Source organism: uncultured Roseobacter sp., assembly GCF_947491795.1.
GTDB lineage: Bacteria > Pseudomonadota > Alphaproteobacteria > Rhodobacterales > Rhodobacteraceae > Roseobacter.
The window spans coordinates 1-11,536 of sequence record NZ_CANLKW010000018.1 but is presented as its reverse complement, the minus strand read 5'-3'; the positions used below and the strand labels follow the sequence as shown (position 1 = coordinate 11,536).

General features: G+C 55.6%; 13 protein-coding genes. 7 read left to right on the top strand and 6 right to left on the bottom strand.

Annotated features, from left to right (window positions below; genetic code table 11):
• From Q1A34_RS21775 to Q1A34_RS21755, 5 genes are all read right to left on the bottom strand, one after another.
• The coding region (locus Q1A34_RS21775; protein ID WP_300039591.1) for a hypothetical protein at window positions 1–186 on the bottom strand (186 nt) is incomplete at its 3' end.
• A 342-nt stretch (window positions 187–528) separates the two neighbouring features.
• Window positions 529–750 (bottom strand): hypothetical protein, encoded by a 222-nt coding sequence (locus tag Q1A34_RS21770; protein ID WP_300039589.1) that lies wholly within the window; start codon window positions 748–750, stop codon window positions 529–531.
• A 68-nt stretch (window positions 751–818) separates the two neighbouring features.
• Entirely contained in the window at window positions 819–1,253 is a 435-nt protein-coding gene (locus Q1A34_RS21765) for a hypothetical protein (RefSeq protein ID WP_300039587.1), read from the bottom strand.
• Between the two features lie 103 nt (window positions 1,254–1,356).
• Entirely contained in the window at window positions 1,357–2,211 is an 855-nt protein-coding gene (locus Q1A34_RS21760) for a YdiY family protein (RefSeq protein WP_300039585.1), read from the bottom strand.
• Window positions 2,212–2,336: 125 nt separating this feature from the next.
• On the bottom strand, window positions 2,337–3,266 hold the full coding sequence (locus Q1A34_RS21755) for a LysR family transcriptional regulator (protein ID WP_300039583.1): 930 nt from the start codon (window positions 3,264–3,266) through the stop codon (window positions 2,337–2,339).
• A 209-nt stretch (window positions 3,267–3,475) separates the two neighbouring features.
• Here Q1A34_RS21755 and Q1A34_RS21750 point away from each other — a divergent pair, with 209 nt between their 5' ends.
• Complete coding sequence (locus tag Q1A34_RS21750) at window positions 3,476–3,679, top strand: hypothetical protein (protein ID WP_300039581.1); 204 nt, start codon at window positions 3,476–3,478, stop codon at window positions 3,677–3,679.
• 83 nt (window positions 3,680–3,762) lie between these two features.
• Here the strand turns inward: Q1A34_RS21750 and Q1A34_RS21745 are convergent, their stop codons facing one another.
• The gene (locus tag Q1A34_RS21745) at window positions 3,763–6,195 is read right to left on the bottom strand and encodes a DUF3772 domain-containing protein (RefSeq protein WP_300039579.1); all 2,433 of its coding nucleotides are present in this window, start codon (window positions 6,193–6,195) and stop codon (window positions 3,763–3,765) included.
• A 229-nt stretch (window positions 6,196–6,424) separates the two neighbouring features.
• Between Q1A34_RS21745 and Q1A34_RS21740 the strand changes: the two genes are divergently transcribed.
• The 6 genes from Q1A34_RS21740 to Q1A34_RS21715 form a co-directional block, all read left to right on the top strand.
• Window positions 6,425–6,889, top strand: a complete 465-nt coding sequence (locus Q1A34_RS21740; protein WP_300039577.1) for a CorA family divalent cation transporter — start codon at window positions 6,425–6,427, stop codon at window positions 6,887–6,889.
• A 52-nt stretch (window positions 6,890–6,941) separates the two neighbouring features.
• Complete coding sequence (locus Q1A34_RS21735; protein WP_366942883.1) at window positions 6,942–8,207, top strand: MFS transporter; 1,266 nt, start codon at window positions 6,942–6,944, stop codon at window positions 8,205–8,207.
• The gene (locus tag Q1A34_RS21730; RefSeq protein ID WP_300039573.1) at window positions 8,204–9,160 is read left to right on the top strand and encodes a calcium/sodium antiporter; all 957 of its coding nucleotides are present in this window, start codon (window positions 8,204–8,206) and stop codon (window positions 9,158–9,160) included. The genes Q1A34_RS21735 and Q1A34_RS21730 overlap by 4 nt, the downstream gene beginning before the upstream one ends.
• 222 nt (window positions 9,161–9,382) lie before the next feature.
• Entirely contained in the window at window positions 9,383–9,592 is a 210-nt protein-coding gene (locus Q1A34_RS21725; protein WP_300039572.1) for a hypothetical protein, read from the top strand.
• A gap of 140 nt (window positions 9,593–9,732) precedes the next feature.
• Window positions 9,733–10,200, top strand: a complete 468-nt coding sequence (locus Q1A34_RS21720) for an NUDIX domain-containing protein (protein WP_300039570.1) — start codon at window positions 9,733–9,735, stop codon at window positions 10,198–10,200.
• Between the two features lie 638 nt (window positions 10,201–10,838).
• A partial coding sequence (locus Q1A34_RS21715) for a PAS-domain containing protein (RefSeq protein WP_300039568.1) occupies window positions 10,839–11,536 on the top strand: 698 nt, incomplete at its 3' end.

The window sequence follows — 11,536 nt, the reverse complement described above, 5'->3', positions numbered from 1 at the left end:
TTTCACAATCGATAGCCGCAGAATAACGAACCCGGGTAGTGGCGCCGGGTCGCTATCTGCAATGCACCCTGGTTCCGAATGCTGCACTCTGCGCCACTGTCGAGTAAACTGTTCGCGGCCAAAACATGACAAAACCATTTTTTTGCCGAGGATTTGCAACACAAGCTTTTCCAAGGATTTTGTCACAACGCCGCCGTTACTCCTTCGCCTGCACGACAGACGCTCGCGCAAACAAGGTCGCGAACGTTGCGATTGGAGAAACTTTCTCCCAGACGTACCGCTTCAACTGAGATGTCCCTCACGCAATCTCCGATCTGCGCGACTGCACAGGCATCATCTTGGCTCTTTGTGCCGGCAATCCCTAAGCGACCTGCTCCTCGCTGTGTCCGCGTTTACAGGTTAGCTCTGTTCATGTTCCAGTCTTTCTTTGACCGGTAAGCGTAGAGGTATTGCCCTCGGCTCAGTTGTGGTGATGACGTATGAGCGACAGGATGAAACATGCGAGTTCTCCTGGTAGCTCTGGCGGTTTTAGCTACGGCAACGCGCGCTCAGGACGTCGAGGTGCGAGATGCGGGCACTCTCGGGGTGAGCAGCAGCAAGCCGTTCCGCCTCAACGGCGTTGATGCGCCGGAACTGAATACCTTTGCCAGAAAGGACGCCCGCCTGTTCAAGGTTAACTTTCTCGCAGGGGACGAACAAAACGGCGAGCGGACGCATCAAGGCCACCAATAGCAGGTTGGATGCGTTCATTCGTTTTCTTAGGCGTGGTCGGTGTGTCTTTCAGGCAACCCACACCAACCGGGCAATCAAATTCCAACTCACCAACTTTTTGAAGGAATCCCGCGGCCAGCGATCATACCCATCCCGGCACAAGCGCGCAGCACGGCCCTGTAGTTGTCCTGCAGAATTGCTGGCAAATCCATCGCCGCGTCCAGAGGTGGCAGAAACAGAGTATCATCAAAAAAGGTGTATTCCAGCGCTTGCTGCGGGTTGCCGCTGTATTCTTCATCCAGAGCGTTCAAGCTGACCAGATAGAGCTGGCCCCACATCCAGGGCAGAGTCGGGATCTCGATCAGTTTCTCGAAAAGCTCGGCCATCAGGGGATCAAAGCCGGACACCAGAAGGTTGGGACCGGGCCGACCACCGCCAAGGCAATAGCCGATCACGTGACCCGTTTTCTGCGAAGTAAGAACCTCAACCGCTCGACATTCGTATGCACCGGTTTGATTGAAAGTATCTGCCGCCATGTTCATGAGTTGCACTCCCGTTTCAAAAAAAGGGGCAGGTTTCCCTGCCCCGGAGTTGAACGTTGCCTGATCCGTACGAGGACAACCGGCCAGGCGCGTTTCAGGGTGCTTAGAAGCCCAGCACCAGCGACACACCCAGGGTGTTGTCGGTCGATTTACGACCGCCCGCAGGGTCGGTGTTGTACTCTGTTCGATAGCTCACTCGGGTGGACAGGTTGTTGGTCATCTTGAAGTTGACGCCAGCATCGTTGGTCACCAGAGTGTTCACGTCGGAACCCAGGATATCGGTGTCCATTGTGAACGCGACCTGCTCATTGAAGCCGTAGAAGTAACGCGAGGACGCGATGTATCCGACTTCGGTGTCCGAATTATCAGTGATGTCACTGAAGTAGCGGATACCTGGACCAGCCTGCACACGCCATGTGTGGTTCTGGTCGTTCAGCACGCGATAGCCGGGACCGAAGCCCACAAAAGCGTCCTGCTCGTTGCCATCGAGCACGTTGCCCGCGTTGTCCACCGACACGCCGTCAAATTCGTACCGTGCCACACCAAAGGCGTAGAACTGGTCGTTAAAGTAACGGTTACCTTCATAGGTAGCGAAGAATTTCTCTTCGTTGGTCACATCATTGGCTTCACCGTATTCGATGGCAAAACCGAAGAGGTGGTTCCAGCTGCCGACGCCATAGGTCAGACGGCCTGCACCCGAGATTTCGCCGGTGTCGGTGTTACCGCTGGCCGCTGAGGCGGTCAGTGCAAAAGAGCCGCGCCAGCCTTGGGGCACGCCGTTCGGGCCAAAGCGATCTGCATCCTGGCCACGGTTCAACTCGCGCTCAGCGTCTTCCTGTATGTCATCAATATCATCGTCCAGCGCTTCGATGCCGACGATGCGGGACTGCGCAACAACGGGCGACGCAACTATCAGCGCGATCGCGGATACAGTTGCCAGTTTCAAAAGAGTGTTCATGGGTCATTCCTTTCCCAACAAGGTGACCCGCCCTCATTAAGGAACGGGAGCATCTCTGCTGAGATCAGATGTAGAAGATGATTTATATTGAGTGAAATTCGAAATAATTAGGTATGAAACGAGTATTATTTACTTGTCACCGATGGATGATCATCAGGGTCGTAATCTTCCATCGCTTCCAGCTGATCAACGACAGATTCCTGTTCTTTTTCAGCGCTCTGCACCACGCCTTCCAATGTGCTGCGCGCCAACTCCGCGAGATCCGCGTCCAGGTCTTCGCGCCAGACGACCCAGGACGGGTAGGGAAACCGTGGCGCATCTGCCACAATGTGCAGCCTTCCTGTATCCAGATGGCGTTTGACCGACCGCGCTGGCAAGAAAGCGGCGGCCCGCCGGTTCAAGATGTACTCCGCCGTGAGCGCACCCAATGCCATTGAGCGTCCCGAATCTGTCAGATGCGGGAGGGCGATGCTCAGCGCATGGGTGAATTCCGGGCCCCAGTCCACCGAGACAAATTCGGTTTTCATATCAACACTGGCGCCAGGATATGAGGCCACAAGGATCAATTCGTCATCCAGCGCATGCTCGACGATCAGTCCCGGCCGCAACTGGGGCGTATACAGAAGTGCCGCCTGCACCACCCCCTCGATCAGAAACCGCGTGATCCGGTCGGTCATGCCGACCTCCGCATGCACGCTCAGCTCGGGCATCTTTGCCTGCATCGCGTCCAGCCAGCGAAATCCCAGCCGCGGCCAAAGCGAATACTGCGCGCCCACCGACAACGCACGGCTGTAGCCTTCGGGGATGGCAATCTGTTGGCGCGCTTCCTCCCAGATCTTGACCAGGCTCAGCGCGTAACGCTCGAACTGCTTTCCTTCGGGCGTCAGCACGGCCCCGGCCTTGGACCGGATAAACAACGCATGACCCAAGCTGTCTTCCAATCGTTGAATGCGCAGGCTGACCGCCGACTGGGTTACGAACAATCGATCACAGGCGGCGACAAAAGACCCGGTATTGGCGACCTCAATGAAGGTCTTGATCAGGGTGATATCCATTTCAATCCATGAGTGTTACGCGTTTTATATACAATTCTTATTCGTTTTTCTTGCTCATTGAAATCCACTAAATCTCCGCTCGTGGAAGTTGACATGGCCAACACGGCATTCTGCAAAAGGCCAACCGGGACGAGCGTCCCAACGCGCACCGTCGCGGGCTCAGCTTCCACATTGGCTAAACCCCTTTTGTTGGGAAAAGGAGACTGAAGATGAAACTGTTCACTGTACGCAAAGCACTTGTAGCAGCGCTTTTGGCGGCATCGCTTACCATGACCGCCTGTTCCACAGAGCAGGTTATCGACAATTCGGTTGGTGTCGCCGCCGGAACAACCAAGGTTGTTGCAAAAGGTGCTGTTGGCGCTGGAAAACTCGCCGTGAAAGGCGTCAAGAAAGTTGCTGGTGCTGACGGTTAATAAAGCTCTACCGTAAATCCAAGACTAGGTGACCGGCGCGCATATCGTGCCGGTCTTTGTATTTTGATCACGAGCCGTCCAGCTCAGGCTGGCTTTGTCTCAGGCGGATCGTCTGGTTTTTCCATGTGGATGACGCGCTGCGGGAACGGAATATCTATGCCTTCCTGCCGAAGCCGTTTCACGATCTGGACCCGTACTTCCGTGCGGATGATGGCGCCCAGCATCACATCCCGAATAAAACCCCGCAGTTCGAAGTCCAGCGAGCTTTCGCCAAGCGCAGTGAATGCGACCATAGGGCCGGGGTTTTTAAGGATTTTGGGATGTGCATTCGCGATCTCATACAAGATCTCCATCACACGTTCGGGGTCTGAATCATAGGATACCCCCACTGGCACCACGACCCGGCCCATCTTATTGTCCAGAGTCAGGTTGGTCACTGTCCCCGCGATCAGCTCAGAATTTGGGACAATCACGGAAGATCTGTCGAAGGTCTCGATTTCAGTGGATCGGACGCTGATGCGCCGGACAAAGCCCTCTCCGGAGGGGACAACGATCCAGTCGCCGACTTTGACGGGCCTTTCGAAGAGCAGGATCAAGCCGGACACGAAGTTCGACACGATGCTCTGAAGACCGAAACCAATCCCGACCGAGAGCGCGCCAGCCACAATCGCAAGATTTGACAGATCAGCACCGATGGCCCCGATCGCGGCCAGCCCGGCGATCACAAGACCGCCATAGCCGATCAGGGTTCGAAAGGAATGTTGGACACCGGGGTCGATGCGCGTGTGCGGGAAAAGCCGCTTTTCAACGGTTTGCTGGATGAAGCGTGTGACACCGAGCAGGACAACGAACACCGTGACGCCTGCCAGAAGGTCTGCCAGGGAAATGGTGACAGATCCTACTTGAAAGCCGAAGAACGCATCAAGGGCTGTGTCGCGAACATCGGAAAACGATGCGCCGAGGATTAGCGCTGCGGGCGCAATAAATGCGGTGAGCACCAACAGTTCCAGGGCCAACAGGGCCCAGAACTGAAGTAGATTCCCGGGTTTGCCATCCTCCTCGGCCTCGTCGCCCTCCGGTGCATCCTCTGCGGCAGGCATCACTCGATTGGACAGTGTAAGAATGGCTTCCCGCAACACCCCACGAACACACCACATGGCTGCAGCAAGCCCGGCGATAAAGAACACGCGGGTCGCCAGAAAATACCCAAGGGCAACGTAACCTATCAGGGTCGCCGCAACGATAACTAAAGCAATCAATAGCCCCGTGATGCTGATGCGCGCCACACTCGCTCTGACCTTCTCGCGATCCGGTGAGGGATCCTGATCAGCAGTGGGCGTTCTCAGAAACTCCGTTGTCCAGGTTTTCCGGGTAAAGAACACCAGCGCTGCAGCCAGCAAACCAGCAACCACAGCACTCTGCAGCAAGGCTGTTTCCTGCGGTGCCCCAAGCAGGGCTGCTCCGGCCCTGAGGATGGCGTCCGCGCCCAGGAGCGCGGTGACCAGCATCAGAGAAAAGCGCGCGAGATAGGCCTTGTAGGGTCCGATCTGCGTTATTTCCCAGCCATCAACCGAGCGGAAGAAGACCGCTCTCGCAGCACCGTCTACGGTAATCAAGGCCAGAAAGGTCAGCCAGATCGCCCCGGCAATCGCTTCGTCACCGACCACACCGGGTCTGATCAGCTCGGTGAGTTTCAGGGCCTCATAGACGATCAAGCCACCGATGACGCCCGGGACAATCCGGGCGACGGTTCGGATGCCGGCAATGAGCACCCTGCGCGATGGTGTTGGCGCATTCGACCTCATGTATTTCAATGTCAGGCGGTTGAGCTTCCGTCTGGCAGGGAGAAACATCAAAAGCGCGAGCACCAGCGCTGATGCGAGGATGGCGATATCTGAAAACAGGCTGTTTTGAAGATCCCGATCCTTGACGTCCTGGCGTGCCCACCGCAGTCCGTCGGCAATGCCTTGAACAAATCCACCGATCCCGCCGGCAATGACTGCGGGGTCCAGCGGGCTTGGACCGGCCCGAAACACACTCTCGTAGAACCGGTCCCGCCGTGCGTTGGCGATGTCCTCAAGCAGACGGTTTGCGGTTGCAACGTTCAGTTCTGCCTGTCGGATCGCTGCATCATAGGCCGTAAAGGCCGCTGAGATGCGCGCGCGTTCTGCCGCAAGATCGGCAGCCTCATCCGGTTGCCCTTCCTCGGGTGGCGGGCCCAGAGCTTCGAGCTCAGCCCTCAAACGGTCTCTCTGACTGACGACGGGACCAAGTGTGTCCTGCGCGTCTTGCAGGATGTCGCGCACACGCGCCCGCAGGTCCACGAGTCTGGTCGTTCCAGGAACGGTCAATTCGGTTTCGATCAATGTAAGCTGCGCGCGACGGTCTTCGATAGACATTCGGAAATCCGACAGATCGTCCTGCGCGGCGGCGATACCTGCCAATGACAAGACCAGAAGCAGGACGCCTACTAAAGCGATGTGACGGCATGCGAGCCGTCTAAATCTGAGTGTCATTGTGCAACCCAAAAAACCGTATGCGAACGTCAGTCTGTCAAAGTAACACGCATTCCTGCCATCAGACCAGTGAAGCTGTTGTGATAGTGTTGGGCTGTCTGAGCTATCGGCCCTGTCTGGGCGGTGAGATCTCTCAGTGCGCGGCGACTGGAAAGTTATCGCTGGTCAGGTCTGTAATCCTCAGGCTAAGTTTCGATGCAGCGATATCTTTTTCTTGCAAGCTGGCTCTATGGAAACCGCTGATTTAAAACCGATTGCCGCCTTTGACATAGACAAGGGTCGCGCGGAAACCGCAAAAACCGGTATGCTCGACCCGGAGCCACATTCTGGCAATCGGTGGCTGCATCTGGATTTACAGGATCCCGGCTTGCAGCCATGGGCACCACACTACATGCCGAAAAAAGCAGCCGGCGCACTTTTGCCAAGCGATACGCGACCTCGTTGCGAGAGCCTTTCCGCCTTGCAGGACCATATTGAAGCCGACCGTGTTCATGCGCTTGGTCGCGACAACTTTGTGTTGTCCGTGGTCGCTGCGATCTTTCTGCTCCTGGAGTTTTTGATTGGTCTCATCGGTGTTAATGTCGCAGGAATGCTTGGAACATCAGAACCAACGGCGTTCTGGCTCCTGACCGGCGCATCCATCGTCGGCGGACTTCTATTGCTTCTCATCTTCAAATTTTCGAAGTGGTTGTGAGAAGGTCCTGATATTCATGGTAAGAAGCCTGCTGCCTCTCACCGCCCTTCTGATGGGATCTGCGTTCCTGCTCTTTGCAGGGGGCGTCAACAGCCTGATCCTGCCCATTCGCGGCGAGGCTGAAGGGTTCAGCGCCGCATCTCTTGGCTTGCTTGGAACCGGCTGGGCCATCGGCTATGTAATGGGCTGCCTGCGAACGCCTGCGCTGGTTGCCCGGGTGGGTCACATCCGCGCTTTTGGCGCCATGTGCGCCATTGCTGCCATCGCGGTGCTGCTGTCGCTGGTTCTGATGGCCCCTCAGGTCTGGATCCCCGTGCGCGCGCTCTCGGGATTCTGTTTCGCTGGTGCCGCGATGATCGTGGAAAGCTGGCTGAACGAACGGTCGGACGCAGCGTCGCGCGGGCGCATCTTCGGCATCTACACGATGGTGAACCTCGCGGCGACAACGGCCGGGCAGATGGTGCTGACGCTGGGCGATGCGAACGGCTATTTCTTCTTCGTGCTTGCGGCCATGGTCTATTGCCTCGCCCTGCTGCCCACCGCGATAAGCGCGACCACGACACCGAAACCGCTGACTCAGGTGTCGCTGAACCTGCGCAGCCTGTGGAAAAACTCGCCCATCGCAGTCTTTGCGGTTCTGATGGTTGGAGTATCTAACGCCTCCTTCGGCACGCTTGCCGCCGTCTATGGGGCACGTATTGGCCTGTCACTTGCGGACATCGCGCTTTTTGCGAGCATCCCCATTCTGGCTGGCGCGGCCATCCAGATCCCAATTGGTATCGCCTCGGACAGACTTGACCGACGTAAGGTGCTGATAGCGATCACGGTTTTTGCGCTGCTGGCCGATGCGATGTTTCTCTTCACCGGCACAACCCAACCCGTTGTGGTGCTGGGGCTATCGGCGCTCTTCGGGGCTACCGTCTTCTCAATGTATCCCGTGATCGCCGCCCATGCGAACGATCATGCCGAGCCCGGCACCTACATTCAGGTCAGCGGTGGTTTGTTGCTGGTGTTCGGCATCGGGTCGATCATCGGCCCGACCACAGCGGGGTTTGCCATGACATCTTTCGGGGCGGCCAGCCTCTTTGCTGTCACGGGAGCCTCGCATGTCCTGCTGATCCTCTTTGCCATCCTGCGCCTCGGAACGGCCCCCGCCGTCATGCAGGAGAACAAGGTGTCGTTCCAGGCCAACCCGATCACGCGCGCCTTGACCCCGGAAACAGTTGCACTCGGATCAGACCAGGCGGAACTGGACGCGGATCAACTTGCGGCAAACGCCCCGGCCAATTCCGAACGGACAGGAGTCGTCCAAGAATGATTGCAGCGTTTCTGGTCATTGTCGGTTTGATCGGGCTTATCCTTGGTGGCGAAATGCTGGTACGCGGTGCCGTCTCAGCCGCCAAACGCTTTGGGGTGTCGCCGATGGTCATCGGTCTGACGCTGGTGGGGTTCGGTACGTCTACGCCGGAACTGGTCACTAGTTTGCAGGCTGCCCTCGCAGGCGCGTCCGGGATCGCAATTGGTAATGTTGTCGGCAGTAATATCGGGAATGTGCTGTTGATTCTGGGGCTTGCGGCCTGCCTCGCGCCTATTGCTGTCGACCCCAAAGCGTTCAAACGCGACGGTACCGTTTTGATCCTTGCGACGCTTCTATGCCTTGGTGCTGTCCTCGTAGGGCATGTCAGCCGATGGATTGGCACTGCATTTCTGATCGCACTGTGCGCGTACCTCGGTTTTACACTTTGGTCGGAAAGGCAGGTCGGAGGCACGCCCACTGCAAGTATCTACGCAGGTGAAGCCGACGCTGTTCCCGGACCCGAGTATGCGCTCAGGGTTTCACTGGGTATTACTCTGGTCGGGTTGATTATCACAATCTTCGGTGCTCGGTTTCTGGTGTCAGGTGCCGTCACAATCGCCCAGAGCGCCGGGATATCGGAGACCGTGATCGGTCTGACTATCGTTGCGATCGGCACATCGATGCCTGAACTGGTGACCTCGATCATTGCCGTGCGCAAAGGACAGGGCGACGTTGCTTTGGGAAACGTGCTGGGCAGCAACATGTTCAATATCCTGGGCATTTTGGGCATCACAGCCATCGTTCAACCCATGACAATCCCGGTCGAAATCGCCCGGCTGGACATCTGGGTCATGTGCGGGGCAACTCTCATCATGATGGTTTTCGCCCGTACCGGCTGGACTATCAGCAAGCGCGAAGGCGGTCTGTTTGTAATTGCATATGCGATGTATTTGAGCGTTCTACTATTGTTGTGAAGCGCAGTGTTGCATCATCAGAAGACCGAACCAAAGCTTTCGTTTTTGATGCCAGATCGCAAGTTAGTCCGCATAGCCGGCACTGACAGGTGCAAATAGAAGGGGGCCAAATTGCTGAACAACATTGGGCTGCCAGGGTTGGTTCTGATCTTTCTGGCCTTAATAATAATTTTGCTTTGGAGGGCCTTCAAAAGGGGTTCAAGAAAGCCGAAGGACAAATAATTGGAGCGAGCATTGATTTGGGTTTTTGGAATTTCCAGCTTCTTCTGTGTTTTTTGTGCTTGGGGAGTCGTGTGGGCTATCGGCATGAGGCGGCAGGAAAAAACCTTAGCGATGAAACAGTATTACATGAAGCAAGCTGCTGCTTTTGCGTTGATTTTCGTAGTAGCGCTGATGTTTGCGATGGCCTCTGGTGCGAGTCTCTGGGGATAGGCGGTTGGCTGGGTCAACGTCCGGTCTGACGCAAAAAGTGCTTTCAATTGATTGGTGCGGAAAGTGTGGCGCGGTGCCAACGTCCGCTTTGGAGCCCATAGTTACTTCGACAAGCAGTCTGAAAGTGGTAGGTATCCGGTATGAATGTTTGGCGACCTCAACAGCATATTCAGGTGAAAGCGCTTGGGCTTGTTTGGCGCAACGGCTTGCTGCTCGCGAGTGAAATCTGTCTTGACGATGGATCTGTGAAAGGTGTCAGGCCTCTTGGTGGTCGGCTGGAATTTGGAGAAACGTGGCGCGATGCGCTTGTCAGGGAGTTTGAAGAAGAACTTGACGTCTCTGTTGATGTGATTGGCACGCCACTGGTTTTAGAGAATATCTTCACCCATCAAGGCGTGGTTGGGCATGAGATCACCTTTGTTTCAGACGTGACCTTTCCTGCCAATGCATACCACGGGTTGGGGCCTATTGAGTACTTTGAGGATAATGGGGAAAAGTGTATCGCTCGATGGTACGATATCCGGCAATTGGATAGCGGAGACTTGGAGCTTTATCCAAACGGCCTCAAGTCTCAGATTGAAGAAAGCAATGCATTGGCTCAGCTTTGAACAAAAACTTCGTCCCGCATACCAGACGTTGTAAGCTACACTAGGGTAGAGCGGTCAACTTGGTTGGATGTGGATTTCTGAACATGGTCGACGTCTGCTGGTGTCGGCATGATCTAAGAATAGCCGCACCCCACCAAAAAATACAGAACTGACCCAATTCTTGAACAATGTTCCGTCAGTTTCCCACTGCTGCAAGATACGGGTCGCTGGGTCGCAGGGAAAGAGCTGAAATCTTTGGGTGATTGTCTCATCAGTCACAGCCAGCGCGCTTAGGCATCCGTATGAGCGAGATGGAATTCGCCCGTTGTCAGCTCAATCTTCCTGCCAGAGTTGTTCGTCGAGTTCATTTCTTCCAGCTGAATTTCTGGGAAAAGAAGCACACAGCACGACTGAACAAAGAATGATTTTTTGTCTGCACTCAATGTGAGCTCAGCAACAATCTGCGTTTTGGGCATAACGACACGCGCTTCCGCGTCTAAGCAATGTGTGGCTCAATCAGGTTTTCGGCGGAATTCACTCAAACCTATGCTTTTTTGGCTTTTCTTGTTGGGGGTAGCCGAGGCTACAATTTACGGTTTGTTCGCCCATCACTGTTACCGCTTCTGTGACTTTGCTGCGATGACACGTGGAGTGATGCGATGATGGAGATTGATCAGGAGGAACTCCTCGAGACGTTCGCAGAGAACCTGCCAGGGGCAGCCTTCGTCTTCGAAGTCGATGGCGAGCAAAGACAGACAATCCGGCCACTTAATTCCGGGTGCGAGAAGATCTGGGGACTGCCTGTAACGCAGATCGGCACAGATCCGAAACAATTGTGGGCAATGGTAAATCCAGACGACCTTGAAAAGCTGCAGATGTCAGTGGAAATCTCCGCCACGACTCTTGCAGTTTGGGAAGCGCGTTTTCGGATCACAGATGGACAAGGTGCAAATAAACATCTCCTCAGCCGGGGCACACCAAAGCGGATGCCCGATGGCGGGACCAGATGGTTGAGATTTCTTTTTGACGTCACTGCAGAAACCCGCACCGGGCAACTGTTTGAGGTAGTAACCCAGCAACTCAATTACATCAGCTCCGCCATTCCCGACGGGTTCGCATTGTTTGATGCACAGGAGCAAATGGTTGTTTGCAACAAGCTATTCCGGCGAGCCTACGGGATCGACCCGAGGAGGCATCTGAAAGGCCAAAGCTACAGGGACATTCTCCTCGAAGCAGCAAACCAAAAGACTATCCCGGGCACCATTGGGTGCGAAAAGACCTGGATCAGAGCAGCGCTTGATGGCTTCAGAAGCGGCAACCGGACCGAAACGGAACTATGGGCTGGTTCTCGCTGGAT